Raw genomic sequence first — 19,745 nt, 5'->3', positions numbered from 1 at the left:
TGCTCCGCGCGGGCATCTGACAAGACCCTGTCAGATGCCCGTGTTCGCAGGGATGCTTTCCCAGCCCAGATTTCCCACGTAACGTTGGGAAAGCTTGCCGTTTTCGCCAAAGGCAAGCAAATGAAGCCAACCATTGTCAAAAAGCGCGCGCACATCGGGATGGTTTGCAAGCACGTCACTGATGGCCGAAGTCGGTGCATCGATGCACACCGTCAACCGTGCCGCTTCATGCCCAAACGCATCCCCGTTTGACACTGACTGGATTGGCAAGCCGGTTCTAAGCTGCCCACCATTGCCTTCATAGACACCGATCCCGCCAACAACGTTATGCAGCAACTTGTTGCCCGATCCATAAAGCTCCGGCGCCACGGTTGAAGCGTAATATTGCAGGCTGATCCAGCTTGCCACGACCACAGGTGCCGTCAGGATCAGTTCCAGCACGGGATAGTCATTGGCCTGATCTGCCCGGTGATCATAGTCGTGCAGGAAGCTCTCCCCCGCCAGACTGGTATGGGCACTATAGCTCCGCGGGGCTGCGATGAAATATTTGCACCCGGCAAGCCCCCATTCCGGCCGCGTTTCCGCCCAGTTGGCCGCCCGTGCGATCACGTCGCGCTCGGACTGTGCACCGGGCAGGCGCGCTTGCCGCTCTGTCCGTGCAAGGGCGCCTGCCTGTGCAACGACTTCTGACAACCGCTCAAGCTGCGCCTGGTCAACCGCGCGATCAATATCGGCAGTGTAAAGCGTCACGCTATCGGTTGTTGTGTCATGCAGACCCGCGACAAAGACGGTCTCATCCGGGATGACGATGCCGCGCTCGGCAAGGCCGTCACGCACAATCTGCTCATTGAGCAGATTGGCGAGCAGCCGCGCATTCACATCGCCCGCATGACCACCGCATGCCCCGCAATGAAGCGCACTTTTATGCGGGTTGTTGGTCACATTCGCGCCGTGACCGGCCAAAAGGACGGTTTTTGCGAACCCATCGGTAAATGACATGGCCCGCAACACCTTTTCGGCAATGTCGCACTTTGCGCCGTCATCAAGGGCCTCCTTGATGACGGGCTTTGACGAATTTTCCGTCCCCTTTTTCGCGCCCGCCAAACCAAGCGTGCGTTTTGCCAGCTGCCAGATGTATGTCGGGCCAATCGCATCAACATAGGCAAAGGATGTCAAGGCCGCTGTCCGGACATGATGCCAGGGGCGCGTGGCCTTGTGGGCCAGCGTCTCAACAATCCCGTCCCCATCTTTTTTGCCATAGGTACATGTCTGCAACCCGGGGGACAAAAGAACCGGCAAGCGCCCCTCGGTCAGGGCCGAATGCGCGGCCCCATGGGCAACCGGCAGGCCAAAGAACCCGGCAAAGCCAAGGGTCTTGATGTCGCCTGACACTGACTCAAGCGACCGCCGAAATACCTCGGACCGGACATCAATGCAAAAGGCGGCCTGAATGGATGGCAATGTATCCTTGGACGCGCCTTCATCCAAACCGACAAGCTGGTTGGCAAGTTTGCCCTGAAGCGACCGTTCGTAGGCTTCCTGTGCAATCTCGCGCGCAATATCGAACGTTGACGGGTCATTTGGTTTTGCAAGGTCGGCCAACGCCGCCCGCCAAGCGGCCTCAGTCCCCGACTGGAACGCCTGATAAAGCGCGAAATCCCAGCTCAGCCGTACCGCAAGAAGATCAATGATCGTGTCATCCGAACGACCATCAAGCTCGGCGATCCAGCGCAAATACCGCCCATGCTGCGCCCAGCCATTGATTGACAGCAAAGCCTGATGCAACTGGCCATCAAGACCGACATGATGCGCGTTCAAGGTCGCGATGATTTCTTCTATCGCGGACATGGCATCATTCGGAAGATCGCCGATGATGGTGCGAAAATCGGTCAGGCCAAGGATCTCGGCGGTGCGATCCGTGCTGGCCCAGAACTGCCAGGCCTCCCACGCGGTTGCCGATTGAGTGCCCGCCGTCCAAAGCGCACCGCCACGGTCGAAATAGCCCGCAGCCCAGCGTCCGACGCAGTCTTCGATAATCGTTGGCCAGTCGGTACCGGTCACCTCTTGGGCCAGATCGGCCAGTGTCGGGACCTTTTGCCCGCTTTTCTGTTCCTGACGCAGACAATCTTCAAGGGCCGTAATCGAGTGTGGCTTATTGCGATACGGCGCGTTGGCAAGTGCCGCCTCAAGCGACTGTTGTGAAATCACGCCGGACCGGATTTGGTCGAGATACCAATTTGCTGGTTGCAGGGTATCGGTCCCGATCAGCTTCTGATGCAGGGCTGCGACTTCTGCCAGACGCTGCGACGCCTGCCCGACAAATGGATTAACCGCAACAGTGCTTTCAAGCGGCCAGGCAGGTGCAATATTGCCCACGGCCCGCTCGATGGCCTCATTGATGGAGGCATGCGTTTTGCTGTCGTGTTCAAACGCAAGGGCGCTTACCGTGACATTCATGATTTTTCTCCACCTGATTTAAGGGCATTTGCCGTGATGCGCCCGGGAATGCGCCCCGGAATGCGCCATGTGCCGCTAAGCCGATCAATGACCGGGTTGATATAAAAGCCGTTGCTGAGATGGACATAAAACCGGGCCAATCTTGCCGAAGGCTGCGCGCCTGACAGCAGATACATCTGCATAAAGCCAAGCAGGGCAAAACTGACGATGGTGATGATGCTGACGACCCAAAGGGCCGCTGCACTGCCCTGCCAAACCGGGAAGTTTGCGACGCCTGCGTGGTGGGCAAGCGCATGGAAACCGAAATAGGCCAAACAGACGACCACCGCATTCAGGGCGCCGATCAAAAGACCACGGGAAATCGTCGTGTCGCGACTGGAAGATAAGACAAACTGGTGGCTGGCAAAGATCGCCACAACACTGACCGCCATCAGGGCCGGTTGCGAAACACCGCCAAACAGGACGCCACCAGCGGCTGCGACAGCCAATCCAAGCGCAAAGGAAACCGCAAGCTTTCCGATATTTGCCGACTTCTGCGGTCCGCATTTTCGCATTTCGTGGATTTTCTCGACCGTCCCGCCGGATGAAAGGAACGCGTATGCCTTATAAAGCGAGTGCGCGACGATATGCAGCAAGGCCAGCGCAAACAGCCCAAGACCGCATTGCAGAATCATGAACCCCATCTGTGAAATGGTCGACCAGGCCAGACGGGTTTTCACCGCAGGCTGGGTAATCATCACCGCACTGCCAAAGACGGCCGTCACCAGACCGACCATCGCAATAACGATCATGACATTCGGGGCCGCCACAACCAGATCAGACAACCGGATCAAAAGAAACCCACCAGCATTGACAATCCCGGCATGCAGCAGGGCCGAAACCGGGGTCGGGGTTTCCATCACCTCGATGATCCAGCCATGGGTCGGGAATTGCGCAGACTTCATGACCGCCGCAATGGCAATCAGTCCAACAATCCACCCGACAGAACCGTCAAAACCAGTTGCCTGAACAGCCTGCGTGATCGCTGGAATGTCCACGCTGCCAAATTGAAGATATGTCAGGGTGATCGCCGAAATCAGCGCAATATCGCCAAGCCGGGCGATGACGAATTTTTTCCGCTGTGCACGCTTCGCCGCAGGCCGATCGCCATAAAACAACAGCAACCGGTGCAAAAGAATGCTGGTGGTGATCCAGAAGATGCCCAGCTGAACAAGGTTTGCCGATTGCACAAAGGCCGTCACGCTGGCCAGCGTCAAACCGAGATAGCCGACAAATTTCCCCTGCCCCTGCTCAGCCCGCAGATAGCTGATGGCATATGCCAGAATAACCCATGCCAGGAATGCCACCAGGCACAGCATGGTCACACTGACAATATCAATCATCAGCTCGAAACGAACCGCGCCAAACAGTGGCACGCTCGCACGCGCCTCGCCACCGATTGCCAGAACAATCCCGCTTCCGATGGCACTTGCCAGACCAACCAGTGCCAGCGCTTTGATCGCTTGCTCATGTGCCCGCGATAACCGCTCTGCATTCCAGAACCCGACCAAACCGGCAGCCACAAGGCTTGCGATGGTCAGAACAGGTAAAAATAATGACAAATCCAATGGGTATCCCCCCTCTGCACGCGTTCAGCAGACAATAGGGGCAGACACAGACTGAATAAAAATATATAGATTGTATTGTTTTGTTCTGTTTAAGTGAACGATATGGCCGAGTTCAATTATCACCACCTGCGGTATTTTCACGTCGTTGCGCATGAAGGGCACCTGACCCGTGCGGCCGAAAAGCTGCATGTGTCGCAGTCCGCACTTTCCAGTCAGATCAAGCAGCTCGAAGAACGGCTTGGGCAAAAATTGTTCGAACGCCGCGGTCGATCCCTGGTCCTGACCGAGGCAGGCCGGATTGCGCTTGACCATGCAGACGCAATTTTCGCCACCGGGCGTGAGTTGCTCCACACCCTGAAACAGTCTGGCGTCGTTCGCCGCCCACTGCGGGTCGGGGCCATTTCAACATTGTCGCGTAACTTTCAGCTGTCTTTTCTGGCACCCGTTCTGGGCAACACCGATATCGAACTTATCTTGCGTTCCGGCAGCTCTGCGGAACTGCTGAACGCATTGACCGCCCATCAGCTTGACGTTGTTTTGACCAACCAGCCGCCTGACTCTGATGCCCTGTCGGGGTTTGTGGTGAAGACGGTTGATACCCAACCTGTTGGTCTGATCGGCACCCCAAAGCTTTGCACGTCCGATGACAAGCTTGAAGACCTGCTGCGCACGGTACCGCTTATCCTGCCGTCTTCTTCAAGCGGCATGCGCATGGACTTCGATGCGCTCTGTGATCGTCTGGAAATCTCGCCACAAATTGCAGCCGAAGTTGACGATATGGCAATGATGCGACTTCTGACACGTGAAGGGGCCGGACTGGCGGTTATTCCCCCAATCGTGGTCAAGGACGAAATCGCCAGGGGCGAGCTGATCGAAGCCCTTGTTCTGCCCGACATCGTTGAAACCTTCTATGCGGTAACAATGCGTCGGCGTTTCCCCAATCCTGCACTGGCCATGGTTTGCTAGGGTCAGGACCCAGCCCGTTCCGTTACTTATTTTTCAGCCTTGATCAAAAAATCTTGTCGCGCTTTGTGCGCGTTTGATGCAACATGGCAAATAATCATAACTTTTAAAAATTCTTCATATGCCTGTATTGATCCTGTTATTGAGCACCACAACGGTCTGGGCCCTGATGCTGGTGTGTAACCGCATCGCGCTTACCAGCTTTGCCGTTGACGCCTATGCCATGACCTGCTGGCAACTGGTCTTTGGCGGCGTGGCACTTATTCTGATTGCGCCGGGTCGAAGGATCCCCTGGCAGCAATTCACACTTCCGATCAATTGGATGTATGGCTTTTTGCGCGTGCTTACCGGCGTAAGCTGGACGGCAGCACTTTTGTATATCAGTGCCCCGGAAAGTGGCATTTTGTCGCAAACCGGCATGCCACTGGCCGCCATTGCCGCGACCTTTATCTTGGGGCGAACACCGGGACGTTCCGAGTGGTTCGGGCATGCGATTTTGATTGGCGGTGCTCTTTGGCTGACCATGCATCTGCCCGGCGGTTTTTCCAACCCGGCAGTCCTGTTGATGCTGGCATCTGAAGTCACCGCGGTTGCGTCATCGGTTGTGGCAGAACTTCACCCGAACAATCAGATCAAGGATGCCTGGGCGCATTTGCGTTTTACCGGCGTCTTGCTTTTGATTACTGCATCGCTTTTCCTGATCGCACCGCCTGTGATCGATTTCATCAGCCCGGTTCCGATCCCCTATATCTCGACCGCTGGATTGTTTGGCACGGAAACGCTGCTTGCCGGGCTTTTGATCGGCATTCTGCTTCGCGGACCAGCAATGGTTCTGACACTGCGTTCGATCAAAACGGCGGGGGTTGAGAAATACATTCTTTCAACCAGCATCCTGCCCTTTGTCCTTTTGGGCCTTGAGATGCTGGCAGCAAAACTCGACCTTACCCCGACACCTGTCCATGACAGTGTGTTCTGGATCTCTTCCCTTTTGGTGATGATCGGGATTATCCAGATAACAGTTTCAAAATACCGCCACGCCGCAAGGACCAAATTGCGCGTGGCGACTTCAGACAACCCGGTCGCTCAAAACGCGAGCTGACCAAGCAAGACAGTAAGAAAGCAGATACTACGGCCTCCCTGCAGGATGCATCTCTCCCCTCCATCGGAGAGAACATGTGACCCTCCCCAGTCACAATGTCCCCCGACATCCTGCGTCTTTCGGTGTACCCCCCGAAAGGCAAAAACGCCCGGGTGCACAAGCCCGGGCGTTTCACGTTTTGGGGCGCGACCGACGAACTATCATAAAACCGAAAAGAAAAAGCCGACCTCCGGGGAAGGAGGTCGGCCAAGCCGCACTCGAGCAGGGGAAGCTCGCGGGGTCGGGGGGATGAATGTGCGGCTTGTTTCGTCTGTCCTGATGCGATGGATGTCCTTTAATGCGCGCCACCGCCGCCGGCTGTCGCGCGTGTTGGCTTGGCAAATGGCAGCAACATAAAGGCCATCACAAATGCCGCCGCCATCGCCAGATAGACGTCATTAAATGAAATGATCGACGCTTCACGGTTGACGATATTGACGATGAATTTCATTGCCGCTGCATGCGGATCGGCAAGACCCATTTCACCAAACCGTGCGGTAAGTGTGGCAAGATAATCCTTGAAGGCCGTGCTGGCCGGGTTGATGTGGTCGGACAAGATCGAGAAATGATAATCGATCCGCTTATCAAGCAGCGTATTGATCGCCGCCATGCCAATTGCCCCACCGAGATTGCGCATCAGGTTATAAAGCCCACTGGCATTTTTGATCTTTTCGGGTGGCAAGGTGCCAAGTGCCAGGTTGGTCACGGGCAACATACAAAACATCAATGCCGCCCCACGCACGACCTGCGGCCAGATCAGTTCGTTAAATGAGACCTCGCTGGTGTTGAAGCCATGCATGGCAAGGCCGGCTGCAAACAGGGCAAGTCCGATGCCCAGCACCACACGCGGCGGATATTTCGCGGTCATTTTCCCGGCAATCGGTGCTGAGAGGAACTGGGTAATACCGGTCACCGCCATGACGATCCCGATTTCGAGGCTGTCATACCCCCGCACGCGGCCCAGCATCAGCGGCATCAGATAGACACTGCCATAAAGCCCGACACCGAGTGTAAAGCTGAACACACATCCCATGGTGAAATTGCGATCGGCAAAGGATTTCAGATCCACAATCGGCTTGTCATAGGTAAACATCCGCCAGAAGAAATAAATCCCGGCAATTACGCAGGTGATGGTGCCGTAAATGATCGCGGTTTCATCAAACCAGTCATCCTTGGGGCCTTCATCGAGCACATATTCAAGACTGCCCAGGAACACTGCCATCGACAAAAGACCGCGCAGGTCAAACCCCTTAAGCAACCCGATATCCCCGCGATCCACGCGCAGGGTCATGGCAACAACAGCGGCGATCATCAGGCCGGGAATGACATTGATAAGAAACAGCCAGTGCCAAGACAATGATTGGGTCAAAAACCCGCCAAGGGTCGGGCCGATGGTTGGCGCCAGGGTGGCAATCAACCCGGTCATGACCGAGGCTGTATTACGCTTTTCGGGCGGGAAGATGATATAGGTGGTGGCAAAGACGGTCGGGATCATCGCCCCGCCAAGGAACCCCTGCAGCGCGCGAAACCAGATCATGCTTTCAATCGACCAGGCAAAGGCGGACGCCACCGACATCACGGTAAAGCCAAGGGCCGAAATCACGAACAGCCAACGCGTTGACATCAGGCGGGACAGAAACCCGGAAAGCGGAATCATCACCACTTCGGCAATCAGGTAACTGGTCTGCACCCAGCCGATCTCATCCGGGCTTGCTGACAATCCGGCCTGAATGTTTTCAAGCGAACTGGCCACGATCTGAATATCGAGGATCGCCAGAAACATGCCGACCACCATCGCCACCCAACCAACAAACTGGGCGGTTTCCATGGGCCGACTTTCCGGATGAACCGATGCCTCGGACGCGGTTGCCATCAGTTGCGCTCCGAGAGTTCCGCGATCGGGACCACACCCTGTGCAAGTCCAATACCGGCGGTTTCTTCCTCGCCGTTGGCATTGCGGGTATCAACATTGACAACCACCGACAGGCCCGGACGCAATGCCTTGGCCCATTTGCTGTTATCAAGCTCAATTCGGACCGGCACACGCTGGGTGATTTTGGTGAAGTTCCCGGTGGCGTTTTCCGGCGGCAACAGGCTGAACTGCGCGCCTGTCGCCGGGGCAAAACTTGCGACATGGCCGATAATTTCGGCATCCGGAAAGGCATCAACCTCGACCGAGACTTTCTGACCCGGGGCCATGTGGCTGATCTGGGTTTCCTTGAAATTCGCGACGATATAGGTACCCGGCAATGGCACCAGCACCAAAAGCTGCTCACCCGGTTGGACCAGTGCGCCGGTCTGAACCGAACGATTGCCGACCACGCCATCAAACGGCGCATAAATCTTGGTATCATCAAGGGCCTGTCGCGCCAGATCACGCGCGGCTTCGGCCTGACTTACCGCACGCTCGGCCTCGACTTTCTGGGCGCGCAACACACCAAGGCGCCCCTTTTCCACCGCCAAGGTCGCGTTGGCGGCCGCGACCTCTGCCTGTGCTGTTTGACGATCGGCCTTGGCGTAATCGAATTTCTGACGGCTGGCCGCACCCTTTTTGACCAGATCTTCGTAACGTTTGAAATCGTCGCTGGTGCGTTCCAGTTCGACCCGCGCGATATCGACATTGGCGCGCGCCTGCTTGATCGCGGCATCCTGAAGGGCAATCTGTTGTTCCATGGTACCAACAGCGGATCGGCGCGCCTCAAGGGCCGCGTTAGCCTTGGCCAACTCAAGGCGGAAATCCTCATCCTTGATGGTCAGCAAAAGGTCGCCTTTATGCACCGGCTGGTTTTCCCCAACCCGCAATTCACCAACATAGCCTGATACCTTGGGAGACACGGCGACTTCATCCGCCTGAAGATAGGCGTTGTCGGTACTTTCATGGTACTGACCTTCGGTCACCCAATAGTACCCGTAATATCCACCGCCACCGATAATCGCCGCTGCGATCAGGGGCAGAATGATCTTTTTCACACTCATCGCCTGATTTTTCCTTTTGGTATTGATCAGTACCATTTGTGTATTTATGGTACTATCCAGTACCAAACGTCAAGTCCGGAATCGGAATCCCCCTGTGTCAGACACCAAGAAGATAGATCCAAGAACCCTGAAACGCCGTGAAGCGATCATCGCAGCGGCACGGGAATTGTTTTGCGAACATGGACTTGCCGGTACGACACTGGAAATGGTCACAGCCGAGGCCGGGGGATCACGTCGTACGATCTATGAACTTTTTGGCAACAAGGATGGTGTGTTCGAAGCAGTCATTCGCGACTGCACGGGTCGAATCACCTCTGTCATGAGTGATCTTGAAATGTCGGATATGCCGCTTCGCGCGGCCCTGATCCATTACGGCGAAACACTGATGACGCTTCTGACCATGCCCGACACCATTCGCTATATGCGACTGTTTCTGGCCGAGGTGCCGCGCTTCCCGAAACTGGGCAAGGTCTTTTATGAAAGCGGACTGATGACCGGTCGCCGCTATATCGCGTCCTATTTCGAACGTCAGATGTCTGATGGCAACTTCCCGAAGGGCAATCCGTGGCAAGCCGCCGTGTTCTTTTCCAGCCTGATCAAGGCGGACTACGATATTCGGCAAATGTCCTATATCGACTGGGAACCACAGGAAAAGGATCTGCGCAGCCATGTGATTGCAGCCGTGGACATGTTCCTGCGCGGCCACGGGCTTGATCCGGAAAAAATGACGTCCTGAGCGCTCAGATCAAGCCTGAATTCTTTCTGGTTACATGCATGTTCACGCCCCCTGCCCCGTTCAGGGCGCGTTATGCACAAGCTCTTATCCAAATAGCGTCAATAATCGCCACGCAACCGGCCCCAGCATGGTCAGGACGCCAACCCACATCATGGCGACACCCCAGTCGCGGTCACGATTGGTAAAGCCAACTGCCAGCAGGCAGAAACCCACGACGCAGATCACAAGGACAGCAATGTTTTCAGTCGTCATGTTCATGGTAGTCCCCCTTTGATGGCGTCATATGATAACGGAGTCTCCGCCGTCCAGCGGCAATAGCATCACATTACCGGTTAACTGACCATCCGTTCATTGATCCGGATCATAAAAATCAGCATGGTGAAGCCGATAGACCGTTTTTTCGAACATTTTGCCAAAATCGTCTAAGCGATCAGGATCATTGCACTTTTTTGCACGCCAAACTTCTCAAGTTTGCGTTGGCAACGCCCGGAATTCTGCGTTTCGTGGCCCTCATCACATTGTTGTATTCCAGCCCTCTTTGATTTTCTGGTGGCTTCCTGTATGTTGCGGGCTCCCGACGCGGCCAGGGCGCTCCCTCGCGCGCCGGAAGACAGAGATTTAACCATCTTGAATGGCAGCCGCGCTGCATGTCGGCCGCGGCCAGCAAGGGAGTATTCTATGAGCAAGATTAAAGTTAAGAATCCAGTCGTCGAGCTCGACGGCGATGAGATGACCCGGATCATCTGGGACTTCATCAAGAACAAACTGATCCTGCCGTATCTCGATATTGACCTGAAATACTATGACCTTTCAGTTCAGAAACGTGACGAGACCGACGACCAGATCACCATTGATGCGGCAAACGCCATCAAGGAACACCGCGTTGGTGTCAAATGCGCAACCATCACCCCTGATGAGCAGCGCGTTGAAGAATTTGATCTGAAAAAGATGTGGAAGTCGCCGAACGGCACCATCCGTAACATCATTGGCGGTACCGTTTTCCGTCAGCCGATCATTTGTTCGAACGTTCCGCGTCTGGTTCCGGGTTGGACCCAGCCGATCGTTATCGGTCGTCACGCATTTGGTGACCAGTACCGCGCGACCGACTTCAAGGTTCCGGGCGCAGGTAAATTGACCATCAAGTTCCAGCCGGCAGACGGCGGTGAAGCCATTGAACACGAAGTCTTCGACTTCCCGTCCTCGGGCGTTGCGATGTCGATGTACAACCTTGATGACAGCATCAAGGGCTTTGCACGTGCTTGCATGAACTACGGTCTTAACCTTGGGTGGCCGGTCTACCTCTCGACCAAGAACACCATCATGAAAGCCTATGACGGTCGCTTCAAGGACCTGTTCGAAGAAGTCTTCCAGGAAGAATTCAAAGACAAGTTCGAAGCCGCTGGCATCACCTACGAACACCGCCTGATCGATGACATGGTTGCATGTGCGATGAAATGGAACGGTGGTTTCGTTTGGGCTTGTAAGAACTATGACGGCGACGTTCAGTCTGACACCGTGGCACAGGGCTTCGGCTCGCTCGGTCTGATGACCTCTGTTCTGATGACCCCGGATGGGCAGACCGTCGAAGCAGAAGCAGCACATGGCACCGTGACCCGTCACTATCGTCAGCACCAGCAGGGTAAAGAAACCTCGACCAACCCGATTGCGTCGATCTTTGCCTGGTCGCAGGGCCTGAAATACCGTGGTGAGTTCGATGGTACCCCGGAAGTCGTCAAGTTTGCTGAAACCCTTGAAAAAGTCTGTGTCGACACCGTCGAAGCCGGCTTCATGACCAAGGACCTGGCACTGCTGATCGGCCCGAACCAGAAATGGCTGACCACCAACCAGTTCCTCGACAAACTGGACGAAGGTCTGAAAGCTGCAATGGGCTGATCGATCTGATCAGACTGGCAGTCTTGCCTATCAAACAGACCCCTGCCGGGAAACTGGCAGGGGTTTTGTTTTGACACGATTAAAAGCCGGACAAAAAGAACCCCGCCGGCGGGGGGCCAGGCGGGGCTTCGAGTTGCTACGGCCCAGGCTCAGGCCGCGGCGGTCAAAGCAGGATCAGCTGCTTTGAACTGGGACATCTTAGGAGGCGGTATCTCCGGCATCGCCGGTGTCACCTGTATCTCCTGTATCTCCTGTATCACCCGTGTCGCCGGTATCACCCGCGTCACCCGTATCGCCGGTGCCACCTGAATCAGGTTCGCCGTCATCAGGCGTGTCGCCATCGTCACCGGCGCCCGGCGCGGTCAGATCTTTCCAGCCTTTAGTGATAATCTCGCGTTCCACATCCGGCGCAACATCAGGTCCGGTTGCCGCGCCAAAGACCTGCTGGATCCCCGGCGGCAAAGCACCTGCAAGACCCGGTGCGGTTGATATGCCAGGTGGCGTACCTTTTTCACCAGCGACACCGCGTCCTGCGGCAGATGCGCCGCGCCCAACGCCCCCGGCCTGCATACCCAGACCCTTGGCGTTGGAACGCGCTGCTGCACCTTTGCCTGGCGCATCGGCACTATTGCCTTTGCCACCGCCGTTACCACCGCCAGCGTTGCCACTGTTTCCGGGGCCATCCGGACCGCCGGGACCATTCCCGCCGCCGTTGCCACCGCCGTTGCCGCCACCGTTTCCACCACCGGGGCCGCCATTTCCGTTTCCGTTGCCACCACCGGGACCGCCGCTGTTTCCGCCGCCGTTCCCGTTGCCGCCACCATTTCCATTACCACCGCCATTTCCGTTACCACCACCGTTGCCACCACCGTTGCCACCACCGTTGCCCTGGCCTTGTGCCATGGCGGTTTTGCTGGTGAGGTCAAATTGGGCAAGGTCGAACGAAAGCGGTGTTACAGCCAACGCAAAGGCGCCAAATCCAAGAATGCCCGCTGTCGTGATCTTGGTGCGCAGACTTTTCTTTTTCACGGTCAACATCGTCAGCTCCACTTCCTTGGCAGTGAATTTCGCGTTCATTTGACAGGACAACGCACGGACTTCGTTTTTTCTTCCCGGCGGTCGAAATTATTTTTTGCGACATTTTTTTAACTGCTGGGGGAAGAAACGCCAAGGCCCCATCGTTATATGAACAAGAAGACCGAAAAATAGCGCCTGCGATCATGAATGGGACGTCTGGTTTGGACACTGCTTTAAGAAAAGAGCTTGCAGAACTTCTGCCGCGCGCATTGCGGTTTGCGCGATCACTGACGCGCGATGCTGTCGCTGCAGAAGATCTGGTGCAAACGGCATACGCGAAAGCCGTTGAACGCATTGCGCAATTTGAAAAAGGCACCCGACTGGACAGCTGGCTTTACCGGATCATTCAGACAAGCTGGATTGATGAAAAACGTCGCGACCAGCGCCATGGAAATGTGGTGTCTTTTGAAGATGCCCGCGAAAGCGCCCTTCCCGGTCAACGCCATGGCGGCACCGACAGAATGTTTCTACAGGCTGCCCTCGCGTCCCTTGCCGAAGAACAGCGTGCAGCGCTGACACTGGTTTTGATCGAAGGATACAGCTATCGCGAAGCCGGGGAAATTCTGGGTGTGCCAGACGGCACGGTCATGAGCCGGGTCGCCAGAGCCCGAAAAACACTTGCCGCCCTTCACGACGATGATGGAAGGGCAACGGACAAAGACAGCATTCAAAGAGGTTCGTCATGAGCAAAGAAATGGAAGATCGGGACTATGTTTTGCTGTCGGCATATATTGACGGCGAACTGGCACCTACAGAATGTCGCGAACTTGAAGACCGGATTGCCAAATGTCCGGCCATGACACAGAAATTCAATGTTATGGCAGGTCAGTCCGTCGTACTGCGCAATCAGGCCGAACGCCTTCTGGCAGATCGGGTTTATCCCGAACTGGCCCAGGACATCGAAGATATTCTCGATCAGAAAAAGACACCAGCCAAGCACTTCGTTGGCAAGAGCGATATTGATGCACGCCCCCGGACAAGTGCCAATAACAACACACCGGTCTGGACGGGCATCGGTGCTGCCGCAGCTGTGCTTCTGGCGTTTGTTGGCGGGAACTGGTTTAACGCGCAGATGTCAGACGATAGCGTGACCAACGCATCAATTGGCACAAGCGTCGCACTCGCGGCATCCTATTCGCCGGTAAACAATCCACTTCTTGATCGGGAAATCGGCCTTACACTCGAAAGGACGCTAAGTGGCGAAATTCGGAAGGTGTCTCTGGGTGTTGAAGACACAGCATCCGACGCCATCTCGATCGAGCCGCTTCGGACCTTCCGTCAGGGGGAGCGTTTCTGCCGCGAGTATCAGGTAACCTTCCCGACAGTTGCAGGAGTCAACGGCGCAGACAATTTTTATGGCCGGGCATGTCGAATTAGCGAAGGGCAATGGGAAACCGTTTATCGATTGATCCCCGGGTCAACTCTGCCAGACGCCAAAGCCCCCACGGCCGCAGAACAGAAACTTTGAACGTCAGGATGGCGGCGAAAGGCTCTTCACCGCTATTCTTCATTGCTGGTTATACAATTAAGACATGGACGCATCTCGATGATGCGGCCAAAATAAAAAGATGCGCAGGATCAGAACCATAGATATGCCGAAACAGGTGCGCCATTTTGGGGCGCTTATTTGCGTTTTGGGCCTTTTTTCGCTGCCCGCGTGCCAAACCCTTGATCAGATCGGCACTTCCCTGAACGAACTCAATGACGGTCTTGGCCAGTATGCCGACCGTCCTGAAAACAACGGGCCCACCCTGCCCCCGGCACCACTGCCGGAATTTGGCAAAGGCGATGCGTTTGTTTTTGATGGTGGTCGCGCGATTTATGTCGAAGAGATCAAGGACGACCGCATCGTCTGGAATGGTGGCGGTGATTATCTTTTTGAAATGACAAGCGACTTCACCGGCCCGATCCTTGAATGGTCCTATACGGATCAGGAAGATCGCAAACGATCCGGCTCCGCTTTTGTCAAAGACGGCTCTGGTACTGTCTGGCCGTTGAAATACGGAACACATGTGCGGATTTCGACAAGTTCAGCAAATGTGGATCCCGATACCGGTGACGTCAATGAATTTGACCAATGGCTGACCTGCCAAGTGCCTGAAACAGCAACACTCACTGTCCCGGCCGGCACCTTTGACACCTATGTGATCGAGTGTTCGCGCTATTACAAACAATGGTGGATGCAGACGACCAAATGGTGGTACGCGCCAGAAATCGGCTTTTATGTCAAACGCGACCGTTCATGGAATTCCGGACAGGATCATAGCGAGGAATTGCTGACATTTGGCCCCGCCCCCGCCAAAATACCGCAAGCCCAGCAGGATCTTCTGGCCGCAACCGTGCAAACCGCCCTGGAAAACAACACATCGGGGGATGCTGAAACCGCGCGGCTCGGATCACTTGATATTGCTGTCACCCCGCTTCAAACCGTGCAGACGGACAAAGGCGTTTGGTGCAGGACCTATCGTCAGGAACTCACCGCACGCAACCGCACCAGCCAGCAGGTCAAATCGGCCTGCCGCACGGATGACGGCTGGGTTCTGGAAGATGATGTGTCTGAACCTGCCCGGCAATAAGGTCGACCAGTCCGTCTGAATTGTAATCAGAACTGTGACGACACAGATTTCCTGCCGGAATTTATCGGACGGGTACTTTTTGCCTTCGGCGATTGTGCGAAAGATCAATCAATCAGGAATAGATTATCCCCCGGCGAACGCGTATCATTGGCTCATATTCATGCATCGGAAACAGCCTTTTTTGGGCCTTCGTAATCTGCGGAGTGGGCATTTTCCAAGTATGCATGTCGGGGAACTTGAGCTGCAATGAGCTATCTTCAAAATCACACGATACTATCTTCGGGCGACCTCGACGAGGTCCGGGAGTCCATCATGAATTTGGCCTCTCGACATGACTTTGATATCAAGGGGCCGAATGCGGAACTTAATGTCCGTGTTGCCGCAGTAGAGTCTGGCGACCTTGGCCTCATGCATGTGTCTCTCGATGTGCCCCGGCTCAGTGTAACCTCTTCTGAACAGGATCCGGACGGACTGCTGTTATATATGGTTACCAGCGGTTCGGGGATTGCCCAACATTGCGGCGAAGAGTTCACATTCTCATCTGGTCAAGGGTTCATGCGTGACTTGGCTGAACCGATAAGCGCCCAGGAAGATAACTTCGGTGCATTTGTTCTTCGTTTATCCAAGGAAAAGCTGAAAAACTATGCGCGCTCTGTGGTTGGCGAAGATATCGAATTACCGGGATTGGAGTTTGATCCTGTGATGGTTTCAACGACACCGGGCTGGAACATTTTCCGCAGTACTGTTCATTATGTCGCCGAAACGCTCGATGGGCCCTTGCACGAGATGCAAAACCCGATTGTGACGACCCAGATGAACGACATCCTGACCGCCCAATGCCTCAGCCTGTTGCCCAACAGCTATCAGGACATCATCAATGGTCGCTCTATTGCAGCAGTTGTGCCCTATTACGTTAAACGGGCACGCGATTACATTCACGCCCATGCGGACAAGAAACTGGGACTTGCCGATATTTCGGCGGCGGCCGGATGCGGATATCGTGGACTGCAAAAAGGGTTTATGGACGCCTTTGGCACCACGCCCATGGCGTACTTACGTACTGTGCGGTTAAAACGGGTCCGGGCCATTTTGAAGTCGGAACCATACGGAAAAACCGTCTCTGAAATCGCCCAAAAATGGGGTTTCACCCATATGGGCCGATTTGCACAGGACTATTACCGGGAGTTTGGCGAACTTCCATCTGAAACCATCCGCAAACACACCTGAAATTCGGGCGCAGTATCCGGAAAGCGCACCTTATATCCGCTAAACGCAGCAAACGTATCAGACCTCCCAATTACATGTTTCCTTATCAAGGTTGCTGCTCAATTCTCTGTGCGGGGATTGGGCCGTCATGTCACTGTTTTCAGACGTGACGGATAGTGGGGGAATAGTTTGTTCAAAGGACAGTCCTGAAATTGGTCAGGACTGTTCTTTGACAGCATTCAACGCGTTGGCCTTGCTCTGCAAAGACTTGGTGTGTCGCGGATTGAACTGTTGTCAGGCAATCATTTCGGGGGATCCCGGCTCATCTCATCCTCAATTCAGTCCATGGGAAAATCCCGTGGCATTTGCGCTTTGATCTTCGATCCATCGCAAAATTTCGAGCGCAAAAACACAACATGTTTTGGTTGAGGAATGACCCATGGGAACCCGTTTTCGGTCCGCGGACACAGTCTGGCGAACTTTACTTGTCCTGACTGTTTTCATTATCGGTGCTTTGGCAAATGCATCTGATGCAAAGACACAATCACTGGACATCATATCCGGACCGCCCCCAGAGGAAGGCCATGTGATTTGCGGTGCGATGGATTTGAAGACGGGTAAGCTTATGCCGCCTTGTGGTTTTGATAAGGCGACGAAAACCCGTAATGCCGTCGGCAGCTGCCCAAGCGGGTCTTTCTTTGATATTGGGACGTGGTCCTGTTTCTCCTGCCCACACGGCTACAATCGAACCGGTTTCGCGGTCGATACGCCGAAAGCCTGTTCCAAGCAAATTTCCGCGCAATACACACGCGCGACGCGAACTGGCAAGCATAAGTCCTGTCCCAAAGGGTCGTTCTTTGACGGTCGCAACGGCGGCGAGTGCTGGGCTTGCCCGACCGGGTTCGGACGCACCATGTCCTCTGTGGATGACTGGAATGCCTGCGGCAAGATTTTTGAAGATGCGCGCCGGGCCGAATTCATCGACCGGGTTTGCCCCGAAGGGTCGTTCCCCGATCTCAATGGCAGCTGCTACACCTGTCCGGACGGTTTCCGCCGCACCGTCAATGCGGTAACAGGAAACCAAGCGTGTTTCCGAAATGAATCATTGGTGCCGGCTACCAAAATGGCCTCTTTATCATGTCCGGCCGGGGAACATTTCGACTTCATCGACGGGGGAACCTGCTGGTCATGTCCGGTGAATTCGGTCCGGTCGGTTTATGGCGTTAAGACCAATCAGGCTTGTGAATACCTTACCATGCGCTGGGAACCCGCTAAACGCACACCGAATGGGTTATTCGGTCTGCCTGGCGCCCATGAGATCGTTGCCCAGGTGATTAAGGACCGTACGCTGATCGATGAAGGCATCACCAATTACATCGCAGCAGCTGGACTCAATAAAGCCAAAACAGACGAGCTAAAAGCCGAAGCTTGGAACCTGATCCTGACGAAACCCGAGGAATCGGTGATCCTAAAGGCGGCCGTTTATGTGCATGTTTTCAACGTGATCAAAAGAGGGCCAAAGACCAAGCCTGAAAGGGATTTGTTGAACTATATGGCCTTGTACGTCCAAAAATCCCGGCTTTTGGTGGCGACAGAAATGCAAAGCGTCTGGCAAAGCTGGGAGCGCGGCTTGAAGGTCGTGCGTCCAGGTATGTCAGACGGATTGAATCCCAATGATATTGGTGTTCGTCCGCCACAAATGGAAGACCAGGTAGGCGATATCATGTTGCTTGCGCCTGGTGCTGCGGTTGTCGTCGCATATGTAGGGCTTGGGACCGCAACGCTTGTATCAACGTCCGTCGCCAAAGCGGTGGGAACGGTTGGCCAAGCAATTTTTCCCCACCTGATAGAAGGCATTGAACAAACAGCGAGAATAGTTGCAACGACGAGTAATATCGCTTCCACCTCTATGGCCTTTATGGCGCCGACAATGATTATTTTGACCGCAAGCTCGATTGTCGCCAGCATCGGAACCGATATCGCCCTGGATCAGATCAAACAGGCATCCATTATCACTGACGCCATGGCGAACTCGAAAAAGCCCGTAAATTTATCCCGCCTTCTATTGACCGATAACGGGCGGACAGAGGTATTAACGAACTGGGGGCTTATGACCCAGAAGTCGATCAAACCGAACACACAGACCTGGGCGCAATTGATGCCGTCTGATAAGGCACAGAGCGGCGTGACGTTTGAAAACGGCAAGGTTGTTGTCGGCAACTTCGAAATCGATACTGCTATTGATAGCGGTCAAAATAACACTAGAAATGACACTATCACGTTAACCCAGATTGAATCGACCAGTACAGTCGGCGCTGCGGGTCGTGCAACGAAATGGGACTTGATCCCGGGAGACGCCACCGATGTTGCGATCGGTACGGACGGAACCACCTATGTCATCGGTGTAAGCAAAACTGGCGGTGGATATGAAATCTTCAAGCGCGCTAAGACCGCAAAAAGATGGATCAAAATGGCCGGTGCGGCCATCCGTGTCGCTGTTTCAGATAAAGACGCATGGGTCATCAACGACGCGGGCCTGATATTTGCCCAATCAGGATCAAAGTGGCGGCAAATCCCCGGCCCAGCGGCACAAGATATTGGCGCCAGTGCCAACGGAGTTTGGATCACCGCCGTTGACGGCACCATCCATGCCCGTAATGGGAACCGCTGGCAAAAACTTCCGGGAACGGCAAAACGGATCGACATTGATCGGAATGGTCGACCGTGGGTCGTAAACAAAAATGGCGATATCTTTGTCCATGACAATAACAAGAAGTGGCAAAAGCTTCCGGGCGAGGCCGTCGATATCGCGGTCGATATCCCGGGTGCAGCGTTGATCATTGGCACGGACGGTAAAACCTACCTGTTTAATGCGGCCAAGAAAGACTGGGATCCGATTGTAGACGAAACGGACTCTAGTGCGATTGGTGCTGGCGATGGTCAGGTATGGCGGCTGACCAAAAACAATAAAATCTATCAAATGCAGTAGTCGGTCACGGGTTGGGGCTCATTGAGGCTCCAACCCGCACGCACGCCGACTTTATGCACCTAGCGTGCACAAGAAACATCAGGAATAGGTATTTGATGCGATTGTTTATGACGTCTCTTCGCAGCAC

The 19,745-nt window shown here is 54.8% G+C and carries 15 protein-coding genes; 9 read left to right on the top strand and 6 right to left on the bottom strand.

What is annotated here, in order from left to right; genetic code table 11:
• Nucleotides 1–30: 30 nt before the first annotated feature.
• On the bottom strand, nt 31–2,457 hold the full coding sequence (locus tag HED22_RS14510; RefSeq protein ID WP_167723487.1) for a YbcC family protein: 2,427 nt from the start codon (nt 2,455–2,457) through the stop codon (nt 31–33).
• Nucleotides 2,454–4,064, bottom strand: a complete 1,611-nt coding sequence (locus HED22_RS14505) for a proton-conducting transporter membrane subunit (RefSeq protein ID WP_167723485.1) — start codon at nt 4,062–4,064, stop codon at nt 2,454–2,456. Before HED22_RS14505 ends, HED22_RS14510 begins: the two co-directional genes overlap by 4 nt.
• 102 nt (nt 4,065–4,166) lie before the next feature.
• Here HED22_RS14505 and HED22_RS14500 point away from each other — a divergent pair, with 102 nt between their 5' ends.
• Both HED22_RS14500 and HED22_RS14495 read left to right on the top strand, forming a co-directional pair.
• Nucleotides 4,167–5,030, top strand: coding sequence for a LysR family transcriptional regulator (locus HED22_RS14500; RefSeq protein WP_167723483.1), 864 nt, complete (start codon nt 4,167–4,169; stop codon nt 5,028–5,030).
• Between the two features lie 118 nt (nt 5,031–5,148).
• A complete protein-coding gene (locus tag HED22_RS14495; protein WP_167723481.1) occupies nt 5,149–6,126 on the top strand; it encodes a DMT family transporter in 978 nt (325 codons plus the stop codon).
• 334 nt (nt 6,127–6,460) lie between these two features.
• Here the strand turns inward: HED22_RS14495 and HED22_RS14490 are convergent, their stop codons facing one another.
• A complete protein-coding gene (locus HED22_RS14490) occupies nt 6,461–8,038 on the bottom strand; it encodes a DHA2 family efflux MFS transporter permease subunit (RefSeq protein ID WP_167723479.1) in 1,578 nt (525 codons plus the stop codon).
• The gene (locus HED22_RS14485) at nt 8,038–9,141 is read right to left on the bottom strand and encodes an HlyD family secretion protein (RefSeq protein ID WP_167723477.1); all 1,104 of its coding nucleotides are present in this window, start codon (nt 9,139–9,141) and stop codon (nt 8,038–8,040) included. The genes HED22_RS14490 and HED22_RS14485 overlap by 1 nt, the downstream gene beginning before the upstream one ends.
• Nucleotides 9,142–9,235: 94 nt before the next feature.
• Between HED22_RS14485 and HED22_RS14480 the strand changes: the two genes are divergently transcribed.
• Nucleotides 9,236–9,877: a TetR/AcrR family transcriptional regulator gene (locus HED22_RS14480; protein ID WP_167723475.1), complete on the top strand. Its 642-nt coding sequence runs from the start codon at nt 9,236–9,238 to the stop codon at nt 9,875–9,877.
• 84 nt (nt 9,878–9,961) lie between these two features.
• Here HED22_RS14480 and HED22_RS14475 read toward each other — a convergent pair whose 3' ends face one another.
• Complete coding sequence (locus HED22_RS14475) at nt 9,962–10,135, bottom strand: hypothetical protein (RefSeq protein ID WP_167723473.1); 174 nt, start codon at nt 10,133–10,135, stop codon at nt 9,962–9,964.
• A 420-nt stretch (nt 10,136–10,555) separates the two neighbouring features.
• Between HED22_RS14475 and HED22_RS14470 the strand changes: the two genes are divergently transcribed.
• Nucleotides 10,556–11,770, top strand: coding sequence for an NADP-dependent isocitrate dehydrogenase (locus tag HED22_RS14470; protein ID WP_167723470.1), 1,215 nt, complete (start codon nt 10,556–10,558; stop codon nt 11,768–11,770).
• A gap of 198 nt (nt 11,771–11,968) precedes the next feature.
• Here HED22_RS14470 and HED22_RS14465 read toward each other — a convergent pair whose 3' ends face one another.
• On the bottom strand, nt 11,969–12,808 hold the full coding sequence (locus HED22_RS14465) for a hypothetical protein (RefSeq protein WP_167723468.1): 840 nt from the start codon (nt 12,806–12,808) through the stop codon (nt 11,969–11,971).
• Nucleotides 12,809–13,008: 200 nt separating this feature from the next.
• On the opposite strand from HED22_RS14465, the gene HED22_RS14460 reads away from it, so the two are divergent.
• The 5 genes from HED22_RS14460 to HED22_RS14440 all read left to right on the top strand — a co-directional run bounded on the left by HED22_RS14460 (nt 13,009) and on the right by HED22_RS14440 (nt 19,618).
• Entirely contained in the window at nt 13,009–13,533 is a 525-nt protein-coding gene (locus tag HED22_RS14460; RefSeq protein ID WP_254870064.1) for a sigma-70 family RNA polymerase sigma factor, read from the top strand.
• Nucleotides 13,530–14,315 (top strand): zf-HC2 domain-containing protein, encoded by a 786-nt coding sequence (locus HED22_RS14455; protein WP_167723464.1) that lies wholly within the window; start codon nt 13,530–13,532, stop codon nt 14,313–14,315. The genes HED22_RS14460 and HED22_RS14455 overlap by 4 nt, the downstream gene beginning before the upstream one ends.
• A gap of 124 nt (nt 14,316–14,439) precedes the next feature.
• On the top strand, nt 14,440–15,423 hold the full coding sequence (locus HED22_RS14450) for a hypothetical protein (protein ID WP_167723462.1): 984 nt from the start codon (nt 14,440–14,442) through the stop codon (nt 15,421–15,423).
• A 246-nt stretch (nt 15,424–15,669) separates the two neighbouring features.
• Complete coding sequence (locus HED22_RS14445; protein ID WP_167723461.1) at nt 15,670–16,650, top strand: helix-turn-helix transcriptional regulator; 981 nt, start codon at nt 15,670–15,672, stop codon at nt 16,648–16,650.
• A gap of 418 nt (nt 16,651–17,068) precedes the next feature.
• Nucleotides 17,069–19,618, top strand: a complete 2,550-nt coding sequence (locus HED22_RS14440; protein ID WP_167723459.1) for a tectonin domain-containing protein — start codon at nt 17,069–17,071, stop codon at nt 19,616–19,618.
• The last annotated feature ends 127 nt before the right edge of the window (nt 19,619–19,745 follow it).

The organism is Thalassospira sp. HF15 (assembly GCF_011806525.1).
GTDB lineage: Bacteria > Pseudomonadota > Alphaproteobacteria > Rhodospirillales > Thalassospiraceae > Thalassospira.
The sequence above is the reverse complement of the archived record's forward strand: the minus strand, read 5'-3'. Positions and strand labels throughout refer to the sequence as shown.

What these genes read in the sequence shown, in the direction of transcription:
- HED22_RS14510 (WP_167723487.1), bottom strand. Translation starts at nt 2,457, where the DNA reads ATGAATGTCACGGTAAGCGCCCTTGCGTTTGAACACGACAGCAAAACG.
- HED22_RS14500 (WP_167723483.1), top strand. Translation starts at nt 4,167, where the DNA reads ATGGCCGAGTTCAATTATCACCACCTGCGGTATTTTCACGTCGTTGCG.
- HED22_RS14495 (WP_167723481.1), top strand. Translation starts at nt 5,149, where the DNA reads ATGCCTGTATTGATCCTGTTATTGAGCACCACAACGGTCTGGGCCCTG.
- HED22_RS14490 (WP_167723479.1), bottom strand. Translation starts at nt 8,038, where the DNA reads ATGGCAACCGCGTCCGAGGCATCGGTTCATCCGGAAAGTCGGCCCATG.
- HED22_RS14485 (WP_167723477.1), bottom strand. Translation starts at nt 9,141, where the DNA reads ATGAGTGTGAAAAAGATCATTCTGCCCCTGATCGCAGCGGCGATTATC.
- HED22_RS14475 (WP_167723473.1), bottom strand. Translation starts at nt 10,135, where the DNA reads ATGAACATGACGACTGAAAACATTGCTGTCCTTGTGATCTGCGTCGTG.
- HED22_RS14470 (WP_167723470.1), top strand. Translation starts at nt 10,556, where the DNA reads ATGAGCAAGATTAAAGTTAAGAATCCAGTCGTCGAGCTCGACGGCGAT.
- HED22_RS14465 (WP_167723468.1), bottom strand. Translation starts at nt 12,808, where the DNA reads ATGTTGACCGTGAAAAAGAAAAGTCTGCGCACCAAGATCACGACAGCG.
- HED22_RS14455 (WP_167723464.1), top strand. Translation starts at nt 13,530, where the DNA reads ATGAGCAAAGAAATGGAAGATCGGGACTATGTTTTGCTGTCGGCATAT.
- HED22_RS14450 (WP_167723462.1), top strand. Translation starts at nt 14,440, where the DNA reads ATGCCGAAACAGGTGCGCCATTTTGGGGCGCTTATTTGCGTTTTGGGC.
- HED22_RS14445 (WP_167723461.1), top strand. Translation starts at nt 15,670, where the DNA reads ATGAGCTATCTTCAAAATCACACGATACTATCTTCGGGCGACCTCGAC.
- HED22_RS14440 (WP_167723459.1), top strand. Translation starts at nt 17,069, where the DNA reads ATGGGAACCCGTTTTCGGTCCGCGGACACAGTCTGGCGAACTTTACTT.